General features: G+C 72.7%; 17 protein-coding genes. 8 read left to right on the forward strand and 9 right to left on the reverse strand.

Going from position 1 to position 22,535, the window contains the following annotated elements; genetic code table 11:
• Nucleotides 1-145: 145 nt before the first annotated feature.
• Together P8A20_RS18585 and P8A20_RS18590 are read left to right on the forward strand one after the other, a co-directional pair.
• Complete coding sequence (locus tag P8A20_RS18585; protein ID WP_187282172.1) at nucleotides 146-799, forward strand: response regulator transcription factor; 654 nt, start codon at nucleotides 146-148, stop codon at nucleotides 797-799.
• Between the two features lie 62 nt (nucleotides 800-861).
• Nucleotides 862-2,058, forward strand: a complete 1,197-nt coding sequence (locus tag P8A20_RS18590) for a sensor histidine kinase (protein WP_306105169.1) — start codon at nucleotides 862-864, stop codon at nucleotides 2,056-2,058.
• On the opposite strand, the gene P8A20_RS18595 is transcribed toward P8A20_RS18590, so the two are convergent.
• The gene (locus P8A20_RS18595; RefSeq protein ID WP_306103888.1) at nucleotides 1,992-3,785 is read right to left on the reverse strand and encodes a VWA domain-containing protein; all 1,794 of its coding nucleotides are present in this window, start codon (nucleotides 3,783-3,785) and stop codon (nucleotides 1,992-1,994) included. The genes P8A20_RS18590 and P8A20_RS18595 overlap by 67 nt on opposite strands.
• A gap of 290 nt (nucleotides 3,786-4,075) precedes the next feature.
• Here P8A20_RS18595 and P8A20_RS18600 point away from each other — a divergent pair, with 290 nt between their 5' ends.
• The 3 genes from P8A20_RS18600 (at nucleotide 4,076) to P8A20_RS18610 (ending at nucleotide 8,428) form a co-directional block, all read left to right on the forward strand.
• Complete coding sequence (locus P8A20_RS18600) at nucleotides 4,076-6,136, forward strand: PhoX family protein (RefSeq protein WP_147958650.1); 2,061 nt, start codon at nucleotides 4,076-4,078, stop codon at nucleotides 6,134-6,136.
• Between the two features lie 166 nt (nucleotides 6,137-6,302).
• Complete coding sequence (locus P8A20_RS18605) at nucleotides 6,303-7,973, forward strand: hypothetical protein (RefSeq protein WP_306103889.1); 1,671 nt, start codon at nucleotides 6,303-6,305, stop codon at nucleotides 7,971-7,973.
• Between the two features lie 38 nt (nucleotides 7,974-8,011).
• Nucleotides 8,012-8,428, forward strand: coding sequence for an Hsp15 family ribosome-associated heat shock protein (locus tag P8A20_RS18610; RefSeq protein WP_147958652.1), 417 nt, complete (start codon nucleotides 8,012-8,014; stop codon nucleotides 8,426-8,428).
• Here P8A20_RS18610 and P8A20_RS18615 read toward each other — a convergent pair.
• The 3 genes from P8A20_RS18615 to P8A20_RS18625 all read right to left on the reverse strand — a co-directional run bounded on the left by P8A20_RS18615 (nucleotide 8,425) and on the right by P8A20_RS18625 (nucleotide 10,586).
• Nucleotides 8,425-8,670, reverse strand: coding sequence for a DUF2630 family protein (locus P8A20_RS18615; protein WP_147958653.1), 246 nt, complete (start codon nucleotides 8,668-8,670; stop codon nucleotides 8,425-8,427). The genes P8A20_RS18610 and P8A20_RS18615 overlap by 4 nt on opposite strands.
• A 24-nt stretch (nucleotides 8,671-8,694) precedes the next feature.
• Nucleotides 8,695-9,636 carry an NADP-dependent oxidoreductase gene (locus P8A20_RS18620; protein WP_306103890.1) on the reverse strand — a complete coding sequence of 314 codons (942 nt, stop codon included), beginning with the start codon at nucleotides 9,634-9,636 and terminating at the stop codon, nucleotides 8,695-8,697.
• A gap of 92 nt (nucleotides 9,637-9,728) precedes the next feature.
• A complete protein-coding gene (locus P8A20_RS18625; protein WP_306105170.1) occupies nucleotides 9,729-10,586 on the reverse strand; it encodes a hypothetical protein in 858 nt (285 codons plus the stop codon).
• A gap of 129 nt (nucleotides 10,587-10,715) precedes the next feature.
• Here P8A20_RS18625 and P8A20_RS18630 point away from each other — a divergent pair, with 129 nt between their 5' ends.
• Complete coding sequence (locus P8A20_RS18630) at nucleotides 10,716-11,126, forward strand: hypothetical protein (protein ID WP_147958656.1); 411 nt, start codon at nucleotides 10,716-10,718, stop codon at nucleotides 11,124-11,126.
• A gap of 80 nt (nucleotides 11,127-11,206) precedes the next feature.
• A complete protein-coding gene (locus P8A20_RS18635) occupies nucleotides 11,207-11,578 on the forward strand; it encodes a cupin domain-containing protein (protein WP_306103891.1) in 372 nt (123 codons plus the stop codon).
• A 64-nt stretch (nucleotides 11,579-11,642) separates the two neighbouring features.
• On the opposite strand, the gene P8A20_RS18640 is transcribed toward P8A20_RS18635, so the two are convergent.
• From P8A20_RS18640 to P8A20_RS18650, 3 genes are all read right to left on the reverse strand, one after another.
• A complete protein-coding gene (locus P8A20_RS18640; RefSeq protein WP_147958658.1) occupies nucleotides 11,643-12,065 on the reverse strand; it encodes a universal stress protein in 423 nt (140 codons plus the stop codon).
• A 95-nt stretch (nucleotides 12,066-12,160) separates the two neighbouring features.
• Nucleotides 12,161-12,820, reverse strand: coding sequence for an FMN reductase (locus tag P8A20_RS18645; RefSeq protein ID WP_306103892.1), 660 nt, complete (start codon nucleotides 12,818-12,820; stop codon nucleotides 12,161-12,163).
• A 5-nt stretch (nucleotides 12,821-12,825) separates the two neighbouring features.
• Entirely contained in the window at nucleotides 12,826-13,926 is a 1,101-nt protein-coding gene (locus P8A20_RS18650) for an LLM class flavin-dependent oxidoreductase (RefSeq protein ID WP_147958660.1), read from the reverse strand.
• A gap of 433 nt (nucleotides 13,927-14,359) precedes the next feature.
• On the opposite strand from P8A20_RS18650, the gene trpS reads away from it, so the two are divergent.
• Nucleotides 14,360-15,412: a tryptophan--tRNA ligase gene (trpS, locus tag P8A20_RS18655; RefSeq protein ID WP_306105171.1), complete on the forward strand. Its 1,053-nt coding sequence runs from the start codon at nucleotides 14,360-14,362 to the stop codon at nucleotides 15,410-15,412.
• A 106-nt stretch (nucleotides 15,413-15,518) separates the two neighbouring features.
• Here the strand turns inward: trpS and P8A20_RS18660 are convergent, their stop codons facing one another.
• Both P8A20_RS18660 and P8A20_RS18665 read right to left on the reverse strand, forming a co-directional pair.
• Nucleotides 15,519-17,522 (reverse strand): NAD-binding protein, encoded by a 2,004-nt coding sequence (locus P8A20_RS18660; RefSeq protein ID WP_306103893.1) that lies wholly within the window; start codon nucleotides 17,520-17,522, stop codon nucleotides 15,519-15,521.
• A 17-nt stretch (nucleotides 17,523-17,539) separates the two neighbouring features.
• A complete protein-coding gene (locus P8A20_RS18665) occupies nucleotides 17,540-22,420 on the reverse strand; it encodes a DNA repair ATPase (protein WP_306103894.1) in 4,881 nt (1,626 codons plus the stop codon).
• Between the last annotated feature and the right edge of the window lie 115 nt (nucleotides 22,421-22,535).

Raw genomic sequence — 22,535 nt, forward strand, 5'->3', positions numbered from 1 at the left:
TCGAAATCCTAACGGTCCGTGGGAGATCCACTCACATCGATAACGGCCGCCCGGGCCGCGGAGAGCTTTGCGAAACATCCTTTCCCGTACCAAAGACGCATCCTGGGAGGAGTGGGCACGCGTGCACGAGGCAGGGGACAACACGATGCGGGTACTGGTCGCCGAGGACGAGGAGATTCTGGCGGAACTGGTGGCGACCGGGCTGCGGCGCGCCGGATTCGCCGTGGACACCGTGTACAGCGGGGACGCGGCACTCGCCTATCTGGGACTGCACGACTACGACGTGGTCGTCCTGGACCGGGATCTTCCCCGGGTGCACGGTGACGACGTGGCCCGCAGGCTCGTGGCGACCGGCTCGCGCACCAGGATCCTGATGCTCACCGCCTCGGGGACCATGGAGGACCGGGTGGAGGGGCTCGATCTGGGTGCCGACGACTACGTGAGCAAGCCCTTCGAGTTCCCCGAGCTGGTGTCACGGGTGCGTGCCCTGCGGCGCCGCAGCGCCCGTCCGGTCCCACCGCAGCTGGAGAGACACGGCATCAGGCTCGACAGTGTCCGCCGTGCCGCCACCCGGGACGGGCGGGACCTCGATCTGTCGCCGAAGGAGTTCACCGTGCTGCAGCTGCTGCTGGAGGCCGACGGGGCCACCGTCAGCGCCGAGGAACTGCTGGAGCGGGCCTGGGACGCCAACGCGGACCCCTTCACGGGCGCAGTACGCGTCTGTATGAGCAAGCTCCGCGCCAAGCTGGGAGAACCGGCGCTGATCCGCACGGTGCAGGGCGTCGGGTACGCCCTGTGAGCCGTCTGCTGGGCCTGGTGAGAGCGACCGGGGCCGCCCAGGTGCGGCACTCGACGATCCGGATGCGGATCGCCCTCGTCTACGGCGGGGTCTTCCTGGTGCTCGGCACGGCCCTGCTCACCACGGTCAACCTGGCCTCACGCGCCGGCACGGACTCGCAGGCGCGCGCCATCGCCACGTCGGCCGCGGTCGCCCAGCCAGGCTTCGCGGTCAACGGCCCCCTGCACGCACGGGGCCGCCTCGGACCGCCCACGGTCTACGACCTGACCGACGACGTCAGTGACGCCGCGAGCAAGGAGCTCCTGTACTGGTCGGCCGCCGCGCTGCTCGTCATGACAGGGTGCGCTGTCGGGGTGGGCTGGTGGACCGCGGGCCGGGTGCTGCGGCCCGTCCACGCGATGACCGCGAAGGCGCGACGGCTCTCCGAGCACACCCTGCACGAGCGGATCGCGTCCAGTGGTCCGGACGACGAACTGAAGGAGCTGGGAGAGACGCTCGACGCGCTGCTGGCCCGGCTGGAGAAGGCCTTCGACAGCCAGCGCCGCTTCATCGCCAACGCCTCGCACGAGCTGCGGACCCCGCTGGCGACCCAGCGGGCGGCGATCCAGATCGGGCTCGACGACCCGTCACCGGAGGACCTCGTACGCACCCGGCAGACGCTGCTGGACAACAACCGGCGCAGTGAGCGGCTCATCGAGGGCCTGCTGGTGCTGGCGCGCAGCGAACGGGGGCTCGCGAAGAGCGAGCGCGCGCCGGTGGACCTGGCGCGGGTGGTCGGTGAGGAGGCCGCCCGGCCCCTCGCGGCGACGGAGCGGTCACCTGCGTCCCGCCCGGAGATCACGGTCGCGGCCGAGCCCTGCGTCGTACGCGGGAACCGGCAGCTCCTCGCGCAACTGGTGGCGAACCTGCTGTCCAACGCTGTGCGTTACAACGTGTCCGGTGGCCGGGTGCAGGTGTCACTGGCGGCGGACGGGGCCCTGGTGGTCCGCAACACAGGTCCCTCGGTGGTGGAAGGGGACATCGCCGGGTTCTTCCAGCCCTTCCGGCGTGGGGAGGGGCGGGACCGGATGGGCCAGGGCTCGGGGCTCGGGCTGTCGATCGTGCGTTCCATCGCGTTGGCCCACGGCGGTACGGCCACGGCGGTGCCCGGCCCGGAGGGCGGGCTCGCCGTGACCGTACGGCTGCCGGTGGATCAGTCCTCCGCGACGACTCCGCGGGCGGCGGTCCAGGCGGAGAGCCCGGCGAGCACCTCCCGGTAGAAGGCCGCGTCGGGCACCTCGCGCGGGGCGGGGCCCGCGTGGAAGAACCCGGCGTTCCCGACGTCCAGCCTGCGCAGGAAGTCGAAGCCCTTCGAGTCCTCCTCGCCGAACGCGACGAACTGGAAGAACAGCGGCAGCCGTGCCGCGTCCGCCAGCGCCTGCTTGGCCGCCACCTTGGCGTCCGGGGCGCCGTCCGTCTGGAAGATCACCAGCGCGGGGCCGGTGGCCCCGGACTTCTCGTAGTGCGTGACGACCTCCTCGACGGCCCGGTGGTAGTTCGTACGGCCCAGCCGGCCGAGGCCCGCGTTCAGCTCGTCGATCCGGCCCTCGTGGGCGGTGAGGTCGACCGTGCCGGTGCCGTCGATGTCGGTCGAGAAGAAGACGACGGGCACGGTGGCGTCGGCGTCGAGGTGCGCGGCGAGCGCCAGCGTGCGGTCACCCAGGTGCTGGGCGCTGCCGTCCTTGTAGAACGGCCGCATGGAGCCGGAGCGGTCGAGGACCAGGTACACGGTGGCCCGAAGCCCGGTCAGCCCGTGGGCCTTGAGCGCGGTCTGCGCCGCCTTGTACGGGGCGACGAGTCCGGGAGCCGAGGACTTGACCCGGGCGAGCGTGACGGCGGGCTTGCCGGCGGGCTCGACGTCCTTGGGCTCGGCGACCGGTTCGGCGACGGCGAGGGGCTCCGGCGCCGTGACGGGCTCGGCGGCGACGGGCTCCGGTGCGACGACCGGTTCCGCGGCGGCGACGGGCTCGGCCAAGACCGGCTCGGGCTCGGCGACGGCGACGGGGGCGGGTGCCACCTCGGGCGCGGCTTCGACGACGGGCGGGGTGCCGACGACGGGCTCGGCAACCGGCTCGACGACGGTCTCCGCAACCGGCTCGGCAACCGGCTGTGCGGCCGCCTCTGCCGCCGGTTCGGCCTTCGGCGCCTCGGGCGCGGGTGCCGGCTCGGGCTCGGCGACGGCCTTGGACTCGACGGCCTCGGGCTCTGCGACGGCCTCGGCCTCGGGCTCGGCGACCGGCTCCGGCGCGGTGACAGGCTTCTCGACCGCGGCCGGCTCGGGCTCGTCCACGGTCTTCTCCGCTGCGGCGGGCGCCTCGGCGGGGGAGGGCTCTTCCACCACGGGGGATGCCGCGACGGGCTCGGCCGGTCCGGCCGCGGCCTCCGGCTCGGCCTCCAGGCGGGTCTCCACCGGGGCCTTCGAGTCGGCCTCGGCAGGTGCCGCGACGGGCGCAGCCTCCGGCTCGGACTCCGCCTTCGGCTGCGTAGCCTCAGGCTCGGGCTCCGGGTCCATGTCGATCGTGATCGGCGCCACGACGGCCGGCTCGGCCTCGGCGGCGTTCTCCGCCGCCGTGTCCTTCGCGTCCTCCGCGGCGGCACCGGCGTCCGCAGCCGGCTTGGCCTCCGGGTCCGAGCCCTGGGCCGGGACCCTCGGCGCGGGGGTGGAGGTCGTCGTCGTGGGTGCCGACGACGCGGAAGCCTTGTCGAAGGCCGCCGCGACCAGGTCCGACGCCTGGCCGCTGTCGTGCTCGGCACCGGCCGAACGGTCCGAGGGGGAGGCCGGGGCCGGTACCGAGGCCTTCGCGGGCTCGGCCGCCGAGGCGGAGGTCGTCTCCGGCTCCGACTCCGTGGGCTGGGTGCGCTCGGCCTGGGGCGGGACGGTGGCCGTGGTCGGCTCGTCCTGCTCCGTCCGGCCGAACACCTTGCGCAGCAAGCTCCGAATGCCCATGGGCGAGGCCTTTCGCATGAGTTGGGTGCGATAAATGTCCGTACTGCGGGAATTGATCCCTGGCCAGGGCGGATACGTAAGGTTAGCGGCCGGATCCGGCCGTTCGTCGGCGCGGCCCGCCCCTGAGTCAACCGAGCTCCAACCGAGTCGTGACCGAGTCCTCGGACCGGCCCCGGCCGCCGGGAGGCCGGCGGTGTCCCGGACTTCACCCTCCGTTCACCGGCAGTCCCACGTATGGCGTGGATGCGCACCTACCGTCACGCGTGACACACAGACGGAGGGACGAAAACGTGCGCAATCTGCTGCCGCTCATCGGCTCGCACCAGGGCGGGCGCTCCGCGCTGACCTGCCGCTACCGCTGCGGTGACGCCTGCTTCCAGGAGATCCCGAACACCAGTGGGAACGAGTACGCCGGCGACATCATCGCCGGTGCCCTGTCCCGCCGTTCGATGATGCGCGCCGCCGCCGTGGTCACCGTGGCCACGGCCGCCGGGACCGCCGCTCTCACGGGTCCGGCGGCTCCGGACGCCGAGGCCGCGCCGCTCGCGGGCCGTTCGGGCAGCAAGCCGAAGCCGGCCGCCCCGGGCGCCCGGGGCCTGCGCTTCGCGGCCGTGGCACCCAACAAGGACGACCGGGTCACGATCCCCGACGGCTACGGCCAGAACGTCGTGATCCGCTGGGGCGAACCGATCCTGCGCGGCGCTCCCGCCTTCGACCCGGACAAGCAGTCCGCGAAGGCGCAGGCGGGCCAGTTCGGTTACAACAACGACTTCCTCTCCCTGCTCCCGCTCCGGGGTGAGCGCGGCCGTCAGGTGCTGGTCGCCAACCACGAGTACACGGACGAGATCCTGATGTTCCGTGGATACGATCCGGCCAGTCCGACCCGTGAGCAGGTCGAGATCGCCTGGGCGGCACACGGACTCTCCGTGGTCGTCGTGCAGGAGGAGAACCGCACCGGCAAGCTCACGCCGGTCAACCGCCACCCGCTGAACCGCCGTCTCACCGCGACCAGCGAATTCCGGGTCACCGGCCCGGCCGCGGGCAGCCCGCTGCTCCGCACCTCCGCCGACCGCAGTGGCCGCAAGGTGCTCGGCACCCTCAACAACTGTGCGGGCGGCACCACTCCGTGGGGCACCACGCTGCACGGCGAGGAGAACTTCAACCAGTACTTCGCCAACGGCTCCAGCGACACCGACAAGCGCTACGGCATCGGCACGGCCGCGACGGAGCGCAAGTGGGAGCGGTTCGACAAGCGCTTCGACCTCGCCCAGGAGCCCAACGAGGCGCACCGCTTCGGCTGGGTCGTCGAGCTCGACCCGTACGACCCCGACTCGACGCCCCGCAAGCGGACCGCGCTCGGCCGCTTCAAGCACGAGGCGGCGCAGCCCCGGCTGACCGCGGACGGCCGCCCCGTGGTCTACATGGGTGACGACGAACGGTTCGACTACTTCTACAAGTTCGTCTCCAGCAAGCGGATGAAGAAGGGCGACTCCCGGGCCGCCCGTGAGCACAACCTCACGCTGCTCGACGAGGGCACGCTCTACGTCGCCAAGCTGACCGGGGACTCGCCCGCCGCGGAGTTCGACGGCACGGGCAAGCTGCCGTCCGACGGCGAGTTCGACGGAAGCGGTGTCTGGATACCGCTCGCCACCGGCACGACCTCGCACGTCCCGGGCATGACGGCCGAGGAGGTGTACGTCTTCACCCGCCTGGCCGGCGACAAGGTCGGCGCGACGAAGATGGACCGCCCGGAGGACGTCGAGCCCTCGCCGCGCACCGGCCGGGTGTACGTCGCCCTGACCAACAACACCGACCGCGGCAAGGCGGGCAAGGCGGGCGCGGACGAGGCCAACCCGCGCAACGCCAACAAGCACGGTCAGATCCTGGAGCTCGCCGAGCACTGGGACGACCCCGCGGGTGACGGCTTCGCCTGGCGGCTCTTCCTCGTCGCTGGAGACCCGGAGGACCCGTCGACGTACTTCTCCGGCTTCCCCAAGGAGAAGGTCAGCCCCATCTCCTGCCCGGACAACGTGGCCTTCGACGACCACGGCAACCTGTGGATCTCCACGGACGGGAACCAGCTCGGCTCGCACGACGGACTGTTCGGCGTGGCGACGCTGGGCGAACGGCGCGGTGAGCTGAAGCAGTTCCTGACCGTCCCCACCGGCGCGGAGACCTGCGGGCCGGTGATCCAGGACCGGCGTGTCCTCGTCGCCGTCCAGCACCCGGGGGAGGTCGACGGTGCCTCCGTCGAGAAGCCGGCGAGCGTGTGGCCGGACGGGCCGGGCCGGATCGTCCGCCCGTCGGTCGTCGCCGTGTGGCGCAAGGACGGCGGCGACATCGGCGTCTGAAGCGGAAGCGGTCCTACGGCCTGTGCCCGTACGGTGCATGCCTTATGGGTGTCGTTCAAATGTGCGGACGAGGGTCCGGGGCGCGTTGCTAGCGTGACCGGCCGGCGCACCTGATCACGTATCAGGTGCGCCGGCGGATCCATCCGCACTCACGAAGGGCCCCCACATGGGACAACCATCCCGCAGGACACGCCTCGCGGCATGCGCCGTGGCGGCAGGCGCCCTGCTGTCGGCATTCGTGCCGGCGGCGGGTGCCGCCGCCACGCCCGCCGAAGCCCCGGGCACCATCGCAGCCGACGACCCCGTGCCCGGTCACGAGGGCATGCCGGACGACGGATTCGAGGACGCCCCCGAGGGTGAGCAGGACGACCTGGCCGGCCCCGACGGCTCCGGCCTGGCCCCCGCCGACGTGCTGCCGGCCCCGGTCCCGGGCCGCGCCGGGGACTTCAAGCTGGAGGCGGGGTCCTCCCTCACCGGCCTCGTGAACGACCTGGACGCCGCGCTGCCCAAGCAGGGCCTCACCGAGCTCATGGAGCAGGCCAACCGCCCCGCGGGCTGGGAGGGTGCCTGCGGCAGCAAGAGCATCTACGGCCCCGACCTCGCCGTGAACCACCGCATCTGCTGGAAGGACGACGACGCCACGTCCACGGAGTGGATCCCGCAGGCGATCACCGGAGTCTCGGACGCGCAGGAGGACGAGGACTGGGGCTCGTCGAACGCCGAGCCGATCGCCGTGGCCGGTTACGACGACGCCAACCCCGGCCGCAGCGACCTCACCGCGGGCCGGGACAACTGCGTCCAGGAATCGGCCTCCGACGCCTGCAACGAGAAGGGCATCCGGGTCAGCTTCTTCAACCAGGCCACCCAGATGTACCGCCATGTGCTGCTGGTCTGGCCCTACGTCAACTCCAAGGACCACATCTCCTTCGACGCCCTGCACGCCCGTGAGGGCAAGTGCACGTCCACCGTGACGGCCTCCTGCAAGGCGCAGCAGGGCATCCACGCGGGCGGCATGGTCTGGTACGGCAACCACCTGTACGTGGCCGACACCGCCAACGGCATGCGCGTCTTCGACCTCCGCAGGATCATGGACCTCAACCCGGACAACGACGCCGACGTCAACGACCCGACCCCGGACGGCCTGGTCAGTGATGTGCTGGACAAGAAGCGGGTGGGCCGCCAGAGCAACGTCTGGTACAGCTACGGCTACCGGTACGTGATGCCCCAGGTCGCCACGCTGAAGTTCACCACGGCGAAGAACAGCGGGACCACGAAGGGGAACCAGTGCTACTCCACCGGTCGCCCGAAGGCCTCGTACATCTCGCTGGACCGGACGGACACGGATCACCTGGTGCTCGGTGAGTACTGCAACCACAACAACGGCGGCGACAGCACGGGCCGTGTCGGCACCTACCCGATGACAGCACTGACCGCCGCTGTCGAGGGTGCCGCGGGGACTGCCGCCAGTGCCGACCTCGCCTACGGGCTGCCGGCCGGTGCCTCGTTCAACGGCGAGGACCTGTGGCACAAGATGCAGGGCGTGACGCGCTACGAGGGCAAGTGGTACTTCCACCGCAGCAACGCTTCCTCCAACGGGCGGCTGCTCCAGGCCACCCCGCAGACGGTGGGCGGTACGCCGCAGCTCGTCGCGAACACGAAGGTCCTGCAGTCCTCGATCGGGCCGGAGGACTTCTACCTCGCGCACGGCCGCGGTGACGGCTTCGCCCCGCAGCTCTACTCCCTCGGCGAGCACGCGCCGACCACCGCGTGCCCCGGGTGCAAGCGTGAGATGTACAGCTACAACATGTCCGAGGTCATCGGCGACTTCGGTTCCTGACCGCGTCCGGGGCGCCTCACCGCACTAGAGTCGGACACATGGTTTCCGGTGAGGCGCCGCAGGCGGAGGGAAGCGTCCGGGTCGACGCCTGGATCTGGGCGGTCCGGCTGACGAAGACCCGGTCGCAGGCGGCTGCCGCCTGCCGGGCGGGACACGTGCGGGTCAACGGCGAGCGTGCGAAGCCCGCCCAGGCTCTGAGGGCGGGCGACGAGGTACGGCTGCGGCACGCGGGCCGGGACCGGATCGTGGTCGTCTCCAAGATCGTGAAGAAGCGGGTGGGGCCGCCGGTCGCGGCCGAGTGCTTCGTAGACAACAGCCCGCCCCCGCCGCCCCGCGAGGCGGCGATCCAGGTCCCGGTCCGTGACCGGGGCACGGGCCGCCCGACCAAACGGGACCGCCGCGAGATGGAACGTCTCCAGGCGCCGCGGGCCCCACACGATCCGGCTGCCCCCTAACTCCGGTAGCCCTCCACCTCGCCGGCGGGCCGTACCCTCGCCTCCGAGGGGTCCTCGCCGTACTCGCTGAGTGCGCGCCGCTGCCGCAGCAGGTCCCAGCACTGGTCCAGCTGGACCTCGACCTCACCCAGTCGTGAGCGCTCCTCGGAGGAGAGGCCCAGCTCCGCGGTGGAGCGGGCGCGCAGGGCGCGTTCCTCGGTGATCAGTTCGTCGATGTTCTCGAAGATGTCCTGGTCGGCCATGGGTCTCTCCCGGTCCGGTGTCCTTCAGACGGCGAAGACGGTCTTGCCGCGGGCCCCGCCCGCGCGGTTCTGGACGAGTGCCTGCGGCGCCTTCTCCAGGGGGAGCTCCATGTCGATGGGCACGTCCAGCCCCCCGTGTGCCACCGCCGAGGCCAGTTCCTCCAGCAACGCGGCGGTGGGGGCGAGCCGGTAGTCGGACCAGGCGACACCCGGCGGCGCCGCCACGCTCCGGGTGGTGACCGCGACCCCGCCGTCCCGCAGCAGGGCGGCGTACGCGGCGAAGGAGGCGGTGTCCGTGGAGACGAGGTCGACCAGAGCGTCGACGCCCTCCGGGTAGAGGGCGCGCACCGCGGACGCCGATGCTTCGGTACCGCCCGTCGTGTCGATGGTGGCGGTGGCACCGAGGGCCTTCATACGCCGTCCCTCGTCGCCCCGTACGGCCGCGACCACCGCTGTCCCCCGGGCCGCCGCGAGCTGGGTCAGGAAGCTGCCGACGCCGCCCGTCGCCCCGACGACCAGCAGGCTCAGCCCGCTGCGCACGGCGGTGCTCGACAGGATCTGCGCGGCGGTCGTCCCGGCCGTCGGGAGCGCGGCGGCGGCCTGGAGCGGCATGTCGCGCGGGACCAGGGCGATCGGGGAGTCCTGGGCGACGCACAGGTATTCGGCGTAGGCCCCGCAGCGTCCGGGCGGTGGTGCCGTCACCCGGCCGAACACCGTGTCGCCCACCCGGAAGCGGTTGTCGCCGCTGCCGATCATGTCCACCCGGCCCGCGAAGTCGGTGCCCAGGACGAGCGGGAACACCTGCGGAGGCACGCCTCCCGGGGGGCCGTCCGCGGTCTGCCAGTCGAGCGGGTTGAGTGCCGCGTACTCGACCTTCACGCGGACCTCGCCCGCCCCGGGGCCGGGCTTCGGCAGTTCGACGAGGCCGGGCTCCGCACGGAACGCGCTGACGGCGATTGCTCGCATACGGCAGACCTCCCACTCGCCCCCGCTCCCACGCATCCCACTGTCGCCCGGCCCGCGCACCCCCGCACGTCGGGCCCGGGGCGGCGGGACCGCTACCCCCGCCTGCCCGTCATGACCCGGCCGACCACGCCGCCGACCGCCAGGACCGCTCCCACGAGGAGCACGATCCACACCGTCGTACGCAGGGAGGCGGTCAGCGCGTCGTACACGGCGGCGGCCCCGCCCCTGTCGGTGCCCGGTACCTGGTCCAGCACCCGGTCGCGCCCGACGGCGACGGCGATCCGCAGCAGGGCCGCGCCGAGCACGAGACCGCCACCCGCCACGGCCACGGTCGTCAGGCCCGCCCGTCGGCCCCCGCGTACGAACGCGAGACCCACCACCAGGACGAGCAGCACCACCGTGCCGACGGCCGGCCAGACACTGCAGTACCGCAGCCACCGGAACGAGGACCGCAGCTCGTCGGCGCGGTCGGCGGAGAGGACGGTGATCGAGGTCTCCACGACCGGGATCCGGTCGGCGAACGGCACCCCGTCGTCGACCAGCTCCTTCTTGACCTCCTCGATCACCGGCGCCAGGTCGATGGTGACCGCCTGGCCGTCGTCCCCGTGCAGCGAGGCGGTCACGGCCCGGTGCGCCGTACGGTTCGCGCTGTCCCAGGCACGCCGGAACGCCTCGGTCGTGGTGAACGACCGCGCGGTCTCGTGCAGGAACTGCTCGGCCGTGTCCTGGAGCGGGCCGAGGTCGATGTTCTTCATCGCCTCGTCCATGACCAGGCGAGCCACGGTGTCCTGCACCTCGGCGTCGGAGGCCAGCGGGGAGACCGCGGCGAGATACCGGTCGGTGTCGTCGAGCTCCAGGTCGACCCAGGCCGACAGCGCGCCGAACGGAACCAGCAGGGTGAGCAGGACGAGCAGTACCGCCGACAGGGCCGCTGAGAGATAGGTCCGCACAGGCACCAGCCAATCCCGTGCGGGGCCGGGGCGCCGGGGGCCGTACGCCGTTCGAGTTGCCGGGCGGCCGGGCCGGGTGTGCGCTGGGAGGACCACAGGGACGGGGGCGGACGTGAGGAGTTGTGCGCCATGGCCACACACGCAACGATGCCGGCCCGCCGACGGACGCGGCCGAGCACCCCGGCGCACCACGGGCACGGCCCGCTCTCCTGGGCGATGCCCCTCGTCCTGGGCGTGATCCTCGGCTTCTGGGCCTTCTTCATCAAGCGGGACGGCGGCGCGACCACCGACGGGCAGATCTGGCTCGGTGTCGTCTCCGGGGTGGCCTTCGCCGCGCTCTGCTACGCGCTCGTGCGGGTCCGCTGGTCGCTGCCGCGTGAGCTCCGCGCCGCTGCGTACGGCGTGCTGACCGGGGGCGCGGTCGGCTTCCTCTACAGCCTGCACGGCAACAGCGTGCTGGCGTCGGGCCTGCTCGGACTGGTGCTGGCCATCGGGATGACCTGCACGATGTTCTACGCCTACTACACGCGCGAGAACTGAGGCGCCGTCCTCCGGCATCGCGCCCCGCCGGGGCCGGGCACAGACTGGAAGGGGGTACGGCAAACGGCTCTGGAGGAGCCATGACGGCAACCACATGGAACGAGACGCCCGTCGCTGTCCGGACCGACGCGGCCGAGCTGCGCAGGACGGAGATCGGCGGTGATCTGAGCGTCGCCCTGATCCGGCTCGCCAAGGGCGCGGACATGGGCCCGGCGCTCAAGGGCCTCCCCGACGACATGTGCCCCTGTCCGCACTGGGGCTACATGATCGAGGGGCGGCTGAAGCTGCGCACCGGCACCGGCCCGGAGGCGTACGAGACGTACGAGCGGGGGCAGGCGTTCTACTGGCCGCCCGGGCACGTGCCCGAGGCCCTGGAGGACTGCCAGTTTGTGGACTTCTCACCCACGAAGGACTTCGACCGGGTGATCGGCCACATCAACTCCCAGGGCTGACGGCGAGCCGTCCGGGCGGGTCCGCCACGAGTGACCCGCCCGGCCGAGGGAGCTTTTGGCCGGCTCAGTCACGCACGACGGTGACCGGGCAGGTGGCGTGCTGGGCGACGTGGAGGCTGACCGAACCGAGCAGGGTCGCCTTGAAGCCGCTGTACCCACGGGCGCCGACGACCAGGAGGTTCGCGCCCCTGGCGCGCTCCAGCAGGGACAGGGCGGGATTGCCGATCACGACGATCTTGTCCACCGCGGCCGCGCCCTCGGCGCCGAGGGCCTCCTCCAGCGCCTCGTTGAGCGCCACGGTCGCCACGGCCTGCGGGTCGAAGTCCTCCGGCATGCCCGGCATCAGGGACCCCCAGCTGGTCGCGGGGTACTCCCAGCTGTTGACCGCCTCGACGGTGTCGCCGGTCAGCTCGGCCTGGCGTACGGCCCAGCGCAGTGCCTTGATCGATGCGTCCGACCCGTCGACGCCCACGACGATCCTGCCCATGTCTGCCTCCAGCGTGCTCGAACATTCACGGCATATCGTCGCCAACTCTAGTCAAACGGAACGTCCGGGGGCCGTGTCGGCCCCCGGACGTCCGGTCAGCTGATGCGCAGATCGGCGAGCTGCTGGGCGAACGGGACGACCGCGTCGTCGCCGTCGTCCAGGGTCGGGGTCCGGGAGGCGCCGGAGACGGTCCGCCCGGTCACGGCGGAGGCGAGCTCGCCGCCCGCGCGCCGGATCCGGGAGGGCAGGCCCTCGGTGTACTCGTCCCCGTGCGAACCCCAGTCCTCCGACGCCGCGTAGACGGACGTCGGCAGGACCACGGCCCGCAGGTAGGCGAAGAGCGGGCGCAGCGCGTGCTCCAGCACCAGCGAGTGCCGGGGGGTCCCACCGGTCGCCGCGACGACGACGGGCTTGCCGGTCAGCGCGGTGTTCTCGACCAGGTCGAAGAACGACTTGAACAGCCCGCTGTACGAGGCGGTGAACACGGGGGTCACCGCGATCAGGCCGTCCGCCCCGGTCACCGCGTCGATCGCCTTCTTCAGGGCGGCCGGCGGGAAGCCGGTGACCAGGTGGTTGGCGATGTCGACGGCCAGGTCGCGCAGCTCGACGACCTCGACCTCGACGCGGCGGTCCTGACCGGACTCCAGCCTCTCGCGGGTGGCCTCGGCGAGCCGGTCGGCCAGCAGCCGGGTGGAAGAGGGGCTGCTGAGCCCGGCCGCGACGGCGACGATCCTCAGGGGGGCGGTGGTCTGCACGTGGCTCAGAGCTCCTTCGGGTCCGCGGCGGAGGCGGCACGGGCGGCGGCGACCGCCGGGTGGACGGGGGCGTCCGGCACTCCGGCCGGGCGCAGACGGGCGAACTCCTTGCGCAGTACGGGCACGACCTCCTCGCCCAGGATGTCGAGCTGCTCCAGGACCGTCTTCAGCGGCAGTCCCGCGTGGTCCATCAGGAAGAGCTGGCGCTGGTAGTCGCCGACGTCCTCACGGAAGGACAGCGTCCGCTCGATGACCTCCTGCGGGGAGCCGACGGTCAGCGGGGTCTGCTGGGTGAAGTCCTCCAGCGAGGGCCCGTGACCGTAGACCGGCGCGTTGTCGAAGTACGGGCGGAACTCCCGTACCGCGTCCTGCGAGTTCTTCCGCATGAAGACCTGGCCGCCGAGGCCCACGATGGCCTGCTCCGCGGTGCCGTGCCCGTAGTGGGCGTAGCGGCGCCGGTAGAGGGCGACCATCTTCTTGGTGTGCTCCATGGGCCAGAAGATGTTGTTGTGGAAGAACCCGTCGCCGTAGTAGGCGGCCTGCTCGGCGATCTCCGGGGAGCGGATGGAGCCGTGCCAGACGAACGGCGGGACGCCGTCCAGCGGGCGCGGGGTCGCGGTGAAGGACTGCAGCGGGGTGCGGAACTTCCCCTCCCAGTCGACGACGTCCTCGCGCCACAGCTTGTGGAGCAGCGCGTAGTTCTCGGTCGCGAGCGGGATGCCCTGGCGGATGTCCTTGCCGAACCAGGGGTAGACCGGCCCGGTGTTGCCGCGGCCCATCATCAGGTCGACGCGGCCGTCGGCCAGGTGCTGGAGCGTGGCGTAGTCCTCGGCGATCTTCACCGGGTCGTTGGTGGTGATCAGCGTGGTGGACGTGGAGAGGATCAGGTTCTCGGTGCGGGCGGCGATGTAGCCGAGCGTGGTCGTCGGCGAGGACGGGACGAACGGCGGGTTGTGGTGCTCGCCGGTCGCGAAGACGTCCAGGCCCACTTCCTCGGCCTTGAGCGCGATCGCGAGGGTCGCCTTGATCCGCTCGTTCTCGCTCGGTGTCGTACCGGTCGTGGGGTCGGTGGTGACATCCCCGACGGTGAAGATCCCGAACTGCATGGCGCCCGCCTCCAAAGCGTTGAGCGAGATTGGTTGAACGTTGAACTATGTGAACACACCCTACAACGGAGAACCCCCTCGACCTATTCCGTCCGCTCCGGAGGGTCCGCGTGACCTGCCACCCACCCTGTTCTACGTGGACGGGAACGCGGTCCGACAGCGATCGCGTGACCGCTCGTTGCCCGTGCGTGCACGGCTCGGGGCACGCACCGCGGCACCGCGCCGGACCCGGGCGCCGAAGACCGGTGCCCGCTACACTCGACGCCATGACCTCCGTACCGTGCCGGAACCGGTGGCGCTCCTCCTAGGAGCGGCCACCTTCATCTGCGCGGAACCAGGGCCGTTCGACATGGACGGCCCTTCCTGTTGCCCCGGCGCCCCACGGCGGGCCGTCCTTCCCGTGTACACCACCGGCGAGGAGACCCCCGTGACCATGACCACCGACCTGCCCGTCAGCCCCGCCGTGCGCCGCAGCGCCGAACTGGAGGCGCAGCTGGCCGGCGACCCCGGCCGCTTCCGCGTCCTCACCGGGGACCGGCCCACCGGAGCCCTGCACCTCGGGCACTACTTCGGCACCCTCCACAACCGGGTACGTCTCCAGGACCTCGGTGTGGACGTCTTCGTGCTCATCGCCGACTACCAGGTCCTCACGGACCGCGACGTCGCCGAGCGGCTCACCGAGCACGTGGAGGGGCTGCTGCTGGACTATCTCGCCATCGGGATCGACCCCGCCCGCGCGACGGTCTTCAACCACAGCGCGGTTCCGGCGCTCAACCAGCTGCTGCTGCCGTTCCTGTCCCTCGTCTCCGTCGCCGAGCTGGGCCGCAACCCCACCGTGAAGGACGAGATCGCCCACTCCCGGCAGTCCGCCGTCAGCGGGCTGATGTACACCTACCCGGTGCACCAGGCCGCCGACATCCTGTTCTGCAAGGGCAACCTCGTGCCCGTCGGCCAGGACCAGCTGCCGCACCTGGAGATCACCCGTACCGTGGCCAGACGCTTCAACGAGCGCTACGGGAACGTCTTCCCCGAACCCGACGCGCTCCTCTCGGCCGCGCCCCTGCTGCTCGGCACCGACGCCACCAAGATGAGTAAGAGCCGCGGCAACTCCATCGCCCTCGGCGCCGACGCGGACGAGACCGCCCGGCTGATCAAGGGCGCCACCACCGACGCCGAACGGCACATCACCTACGAGCCCGAGCGGCGGCCGGGGGTGTCGAGCCTCGTGCTGCTGGCGGCGCTCTGCCTGGACCGTGACCCGCACGCGGTCGCCGAGGAGATCGGGAACGGAGGTGCCGCCGGCCTCAAGCGGACGGTGACGGAGGCCGTCAACGCGGCGATGGCCCCGATCCGCGCCCGGCGGGCCGAGTACGCCCAGGACATGGGGTACGTGCGAGGCGTGCTCCGCGCCGGGAACGAGCGGGCGAACGCCGTGGCCGAGGCGACCCTGATGGAGGTGCGGGAGGCGATGGGGATGTTCCGCTGACGGCCCCGGCTCCCGGGCCGCCGTCGGCGCCCCAGCCCCCGGTCCCGCACCCCGGGGCGCCACCGTTGTCCCCTCTCCCGGACCGCTCCCGGCCCGTCGCCACCGCTCAGCGGCGGGCCCCGGAGCGCTGCCCGCGCAGCAGCTCCGCCAGACCGCGCCGGGTCGCGGCGATCACCACCCGGTCCTCCGGTCGCAGCACATAGCCCGGGTGCAGGTCCCAGACCAGGCCGGAGGGACGGTCCGGGGCCCCCGGGCCGGCGGGGTCGAGCGGGTCGTACGGCGGCACGGCGGCCAGGTCCGGGAGCCGGTCGGCGGGCGGGGTGGCGTCCAGGGCCAGGACCCGCCAGGCACCCGCCCGGAACGCCTGGTCGACGGTCCGGCCCTCCAGCTGGGGGTGGCCCGACACCTCCAGGGCGGCGAACAGCATCACCTTGCGCTCCACCGGGACCGCTCCCAGGATCTGCCGGCCCATCATGGCGACCGCGAACGACGGTGCGGCCAGATGGGACACGGAGCGCGAACGGGTCAGGGCCCCCGGGTGGGCCGTGCGCAGGGTGCGGTAGACGGCGGTGGCGAACTCGTCGTCGTACAGACGCAGTGCCACCCGCAGGTCCGGTTTCAAGGAGCGGGCGTACAGCGCGGCTTCGAGATTCGTGGTGTCGATGCTGGTCAGCGCGAGCAGTGCGCGGGCCCGGCGGATCTTGGCCGCCTCCAGCACGCCCTCCTGGGTCACGTCCCCCAGGACCGTGGGCACGTGCAGGCTGCGGGCCAGCGGGATGCCGCGCGCCTCCGGGTCCTCCTCGACCACCACCACCGGGATGTCCAGCTCACGCAGCCGGACCAGGACCCGCGTGCCGATCTTGCCCAGCCCCAGCAGCACCACGTGGCCCGAAAGACCGCGCGGCGGGCGGCGCAGCGAGGAGGCGTTGCGGAGCGAGCCGAAGGCCTCCAGGACGGCGGCGACGAGCAGTGGCAGCAGCAGGAGCCCGGCCATGCCGGAGAGCAGCTGGATGATCTGGCGGGAGTCGGTGTCGGTGTCCTCGACCGCGGGGTCCCCCATCGCCAGCAGGTCGAGCATCGTCAGATAGGCGGCGTGCACCGGGCTGTCGCCCGTGGTGATCACCGAGGCGACGGCCAGGGCGACGACGGCCGCGGCGACACCGAGGGCCGACCACCGCAGCCGTCGCGAGAAGACCGTGCCGAGCGGTGCGCCCCGGCCTCCCATCCGGGCCGGCGCCCGGTCGGGCCCCGACTGGCTGATGGCCTCCAGGACGATGGTGCCCCGGCCCGTGGCGGCGTTCACCGTCGCCCGGTCGGGCAGCAGCTGGGGGCCCTCGTCGCCGCTGCTGTCGGAGCCCTCGGCGCCGGCCGGGTCCTGGCTGGTGGAGGAGAGCAGGGCCAGCGTGCACAGTCCGGGGTCCGCGAGTTCGCCAGGCCGGGGCGGGGTGCGTTCGACGGCGCGCAGGAGCAGGCCCTCGGCCTGGATCACCTTGCTGCTCCCGGTCAGCGCGGTGGCGGCCAGCGCGGGGGCCGCGGTGTCGGCGTCGGACAGGACGGTGGTGGAGGCGTCCGTCGCGGCGGGGTCGAGCCCGGGCAGGGAGACGGCGGCCGCCTGGTCGAGGAGCGCCTCCAGGTGCTGGCCGAGCTTGCGGTTGTAGAGCCGGATGACGAGGCGCAGACGGGGATTGAGCCGACGTGCCGTCAGGGCCGCCCGTATGTTCAGCTCGTCGTCGTCGTAGACGAGCGCGAGCGCGGCGGCCCGGTCGACGCCGGCCTCCTCCAGCACGTCGTCGGAGGGCTCGTGCGCCTCCATGATGCGGACGGCCTCGACCCCGGCGTTCGTGTCGCCGTCCCCGCCACCGCCGTTGCGGCTCATCGCCGCCGACATCCTGCCGAACAGCGCCCCCGCGCGCGCCCGTTGGGTCAGCGGGAGCTCCGGCCTGCGGGTGTCGCGTCCCGGCGGGACGAGGAGCGTCACCCGCTCCCCGTAGACGTAACGCAGTTCGACGGCGAGCCTGCGGGCGAGGGTGTCGTCGCCGCAGACCACCATGTGGCCTCTGCTCGCGGGGTGTTGGGGCTGTTGAGGAAGTGTTGACACGGAACCCAGCATGCCTTGCCGCCTCCGGTTCAGTCGGGCGTGTCGGTGATCATCGAGTGACGGGGACGTGGACCCGTGTCCGGGCGGGGGCCCGCTGCCCGCTCGATGGCGGCCTCGACCGCCGCGATCCGGTCCGCCAGCAACCCGAGCGCGCCGACGGCGCGCGACGTGGGATCGCCCTCCGGACCGCCGAGGGCCTGGGCGCGCACGTAGGCGGAGGTGACCGCCTGCCGACGCTCCGCCATGGCCGGGGTCAGCGTGCCCCTGAGCTCGGCCAGTTTCAGCAGGTTCGACTCTGCGCCCGTGGTGAGCGTCTGGGCCTCACCCGCGTAGTGGTCGTCGATGACGGCGGCGAGCTCGTCGTCGTTCATCACGGGCACGATCCGCTGCGCGATCTTGTTCATGTCGCGGTAGGAGCCCTGCAGGCGGAACGGCGGCTCGGTGCGGCCGGCGTCCGACTGTCCGGCCGACGCGATGTACGCCGCGTTCACCGCGAGCACGGTCTCCCTGGCGGTCAGCAGATGACGCAGCACGGAGAGGATCCGGTCCAGTTCGGCCGGCGCGTACGGGTGCTCCAGCTGTCCGGCGCCCGCGGCGGGAACGCTCCCCGAGGCGAGGCGCACGAGCAGGTCCAGGTCGCCCCGGGAGCGGGCGGCGAGCGGGGCGAGCACGGGGTTGGCGGTCAGGGCGTTCTCCACGAAGCTCAGGGCGAACACCTCGTCCCGGCCGCTCAGGACGTCGCCGAGATTCCAGACGTCCGCCCGGTTGGCGAGCATGTCCGGAATCCGGAACCTGGCGCCGGACTCGGTGTACGGATTGCCCGCCATCACCACGGCGAACCGCTTGCCCCGCAGGTCGTAGCTGCGGGGCTGCCCGTCCCACACCCCTTCGACGCTGCGGGTGGCGTCGCAGAGCGGAATGAACTTCTGGAGCAGCTCGGGCGAGGTGTGCTGGATGTCGTCCAGGTACAGGAGCGTGTTGGCGCCCGCCTCGAACGCGAAGTTGATCTTCTCGATCTCCTGGCGCGCGGTCGCGCCGGGAGCCAGCGCCGGGTCGAGGGACGTCACCTCATGGCCGAGATTCGGCCCGCTGACCTTGACCAGGACCATCCCCAGCCGTTCCGCGACGTACTCCACGAGGGTCGTCTTGCCGTAGCCGGGCGGCGACATGAGGAGCAGCAGGCCCTGCGAGTCGGTGCGCCGGTCCGCGTCGGCGGTGCCCAGCTGCTTGGCCAGACTGTCGCCGATGAGCGGGAGGTACACCTCGTCCAGCAGCCGGTTGCGGACGAACGCCGCCATGGCGCGCGGCCGGAGGGAGTCCAGGCGCAGCCGGGAGCGTTCCGCCGCGACCAGGGTGGTGCGCAGTCGCTGGTAGGCGCGGAAGGACGGCACGGTGCGGGCGCGGAAGGCGGCCGTGCGCGCGAGCAGTTCGTCGAGCCGGACCGGCAGCCGTCCCCGTTCCACGCGTGGGTGGTCACCGAGGAGTCCCTCCACGGTCGCGGTGAGCGGCGCGTCGCAGTCGTACCGCTCCAGCTCCGGGCACAGCTCCACGGCGACCGCCTCCGCGAGGTCCCCCGCGTCCACGTCCGAGCCGCTCGCGGTGGCGTACGAGCCGAGCCAGCCCTCCACCAGCCCGCGCCGGGCCGGGAGGTCCCCGGAGAGTGCGGCCAGGTCCTCGTCGTACGCCGCAGTGCCGACCGCGCGGCGGAACTTGTCCAGCAGGGTGCGGGCCGAGGCGCTCGTGACGAACCCGGCGGGGCCGCCCGCCAGCTCCTCGAAGAGGTATGCGGCGACCTCGTGCGGCGCCCCCATCACCGTCGCCCACTCCGTCTGGAGCGTGGCGATGGCGGGAGCGAGGCCGAAGGTGTCCCGGGCGCGCGCCAGCGAGGCGGCCTGCCGTGTCCAGGACGTCCGCAGCTCCTCGTCGGTCTCGTGCGCCCAGAAGAGCTGGGCCGCCGCGCGGACCGAGGACGGGAAGCGCAGCAGGCCCGCCCCGGCGAGCAGCCGCAGCAGGACGGTCAGGACGGCGAGGGCGTCCTCGTCGTGGACGCCCCGCTGATGGCCCTCGTCGTACGCCGCCGCTGCCGCCTCCCGCACGAGCACCGGGAGATCCGCGCCGGCGAGCGCGTCCGCGCCGTGCTCGTCGAGGAGCCGGGCGGCCAGGTGCTCGGCGCGGTAGACCTCCGGCGTCTCCGAGGGCAGCAGCTGGTCCCAGTGGTCACGGGTCGCCGCGAACTCCGGGTCGGTGACCGGAGCCCGGTAGTCCGTGCCGGTGAGCGCGAAGGCTGTCCCGTCCCCGGACGGGACCAGGGTGAGGTCGAACGGCTTGCTGTCCACCGCGAACCGGTGGCGGCCCAGCCGGATCGCCGAACCGCCGTCCGCGTACAGGTCGGCCCGGTCGCGCAGGACGCGACCCGCCTCCTGCCGGGCGGCCTTCAGCCGGCCGTCCAGCTCGTCGGCGCGCACCGGGTCGCCGAGCGAGCGCAGCTCCTCGGCGGTGCGGCGGACCTTGGCGACCATGGGGTCGGAGGCGAAGTACGTGTGGACGGCGTCCAGGTCCTCCAGCCCGGCCAGCCGTCGCGAGACCGTCTCCAGGACCCGGACCGCGGACTCCGCGAGCCGCTCGGCGCGTCCGGCACGGGCGTCCTGCAGCGTCTGCTTCCGGCCCGAGAACGCCTCGTACACCTCCGTACGGCGCTCGGCGAGCCGCACCAGGAAGTCGCCGGACTCGGCGAAGCGCGACTCCAGGTTCTCCAGCTGGAGCAGGACCCGGGCCAGCTGCTCGTCGCAGGAGTCGGGGGAGTCCGCCGAGGCGAGCGCTCCCGTGACGGCCTGCCCGAGCAGGGCGAACTCCGCGGCGAACTCGGCCTGCCCCTCCCGGGCCACCAGCTCCCTGCGCCGGGCGTCGAGCGTCGCCCGGGCGCGGTTGGCGCCGCCCAGGACCTCGGCGATCCGCTCCAGGACCGACGTACGGACGGTGGCGTCGCCCATGTCCAGCCCGGCTACGACGTCCGTGACCGTCCTCAGGCCGTCCGTGATCTCCGCCAGCCGGTCCCCGGCCGCCGTGGCCTCGGCCACGGTCGCCGGCTCGCCGGCCGCCGCGGTGATCCGCCCGAGGTCCTCGTGGTACCCGGCGAACGCGTCCTCGCCGGCGAGGAAGGCGACCGCCCGCTGTGCGGCCGTCTCCAGTTCGCGTCCGGTCTCCTCGCGGAGCGCGGCGATGCGGTCGGTGTCGGCGTACCGCATGTCGGCCAGGGTCGCCAGGCGTCCGTGGGACCTGCGCAGTTCGGTGAGTCCGTCGACCCACGCGGCGGCCGAGCGCGGGGCGTCACCCCGGATGCGGCGGACCAGCGCGGTGAGCCCGGTGGCCGCCTCGTCGAGTGCGGCGGCGGCCTGTCCGGTCAGCTCCTGGACGGTCTCGAACTCGGCCAGGACCTGGCGGGCGGTGGCTCCCAGGTCCTCCAGCGGCTCGGCGAGCGAGCCCAGTGCGGGGTCGGCGAGCCAGTGGTAACGGTCCCCCGCGCGGGTGCAGTCGGCGACGAGCCTGCCGTACACCGCGGTCGTCGGGGTCATGTCCCGTACGCCGTGTGCCAGGGCCAGGCAGTCGGAGATACCGCGCACCAGGTCGGCATTGCCGGTCCGGGCGATCGGGCCCGTGCCGGGGGGACGGGAGGCGGCGTAGGTGTCGGAGACGTAGGGGGTCTGCCAGCGCTGCAGGTGGTGCACCCGCGCCGGGCCGTCGGCACCGTCCTTCAGCAGGAACAGGGTGCCGTCGTCGAGGAGGGCGTGACCCCGGCCGAGCAGCGGGGTGGCGACCTCCTGACGGATCAGGTTGTAGGGGAGGAGCAGGGTGCGGTTGTCGTCCCGGGACCGGAAGACGTGGAGCATGTCCTCACCGTTGGGCGAACGGACGGTGCCCTCGAGGACGGGGTCGCCGAACTCCCCCGCGGTGTCGAATGTCTTGGTCCTGCCGGTGGTGAGGTAGTAGCCGCCGGGGAAGATGATCCCCTGGTCCTCGGGCAGCAGGAGGCAGGACGGGCCGATCGCGTCGAGCCGCAGCACGGTGGACAGCAGGGTGTTGAAGACCAGGTGCCGCCAGGCCTCCTCCTTGTACGGGCGCACCCGCAGCAGGATCAGGGGGCCCGCCACGGCGTACTCGACGGCGGCGTCCGCCAGCGACTGCAGCGGCTCGTCGACGGGCTCCTCGTGGATGCCGTCGGGGGACTCGGTGTCGTCGGCCGTCTTGACGGTCAGGGTGCCGCCCAGCGTGTCCACGAAGACCGTGTCCAGGACGGCGATGTGCGGGTGCCGGCCGGGCCTGTGGGCGTCCCGGCCCACCGGCGTCCACTCGAAGTCGTGCGAGGGCGGGAAGACGTGGTCGCGCTCGCCCCGGGCGTCCAGGAACGCCCCGGGCGCACCGTCCGGGCCGAGCGCCCAGCGGAGGACGCGGATGTCCTCGGCGGTCTCCCCGGTGCGGAACACGGCGAGCAGACGGCCGTTGACGCGCCGCAGCCGGAGCAGCCGGGCGTCACGGTAGTAGCGGTGCAGGCCGGCGAACTCGCGTACGAAGGCCTCGTCGTCCAGCAGGCCCGCTTCCGACTCCTCCAGGCCGGGCTCACGCAGGACGAGGACGTCACCGACGCCCGCCTCCCCGCGCGCGCCGGGGCCGCGCTCGTAGCCGAACAGCAGGCGCCCGCCCACGGGGACGAGATCGCGGGCCACCGAGGCGTGCTCCGTGGCCACCTGCTCGGTGGCGAGCAGGTGCAGCCCGGCGGAGCCGAACTCCTCGGTCCGCCGCGCGTCGAGCGCCTCGGCCCGCCGGACCAGCTCGTCCGCCTGCTCCCGGAGCCTGCGCCGGAGCACCTCGTAGGCATCCGCATCGGCATCGGTGAAGGTGATGTCGCGGTCCATGCGCACTGCTCCCTACGAGATGACGTCCATCGAGCCGGGCCGCCCGGCATCGGCGGCCCTCTTCCCCGGCCGGGCCCCCCGGGCCCCGGCCCCGGCCCTTCGGCGGCCGTGGACA

Source organism: Streptomyces sp. Alt3 (assembly GCF_030719215.1).
Classification (GTDB): Bacteria; Actinomycetota; Actinomycetes; order Streptomycetales; family Streptomycetaceae; genus Streptomyces; species Streptomyces glycanivorans.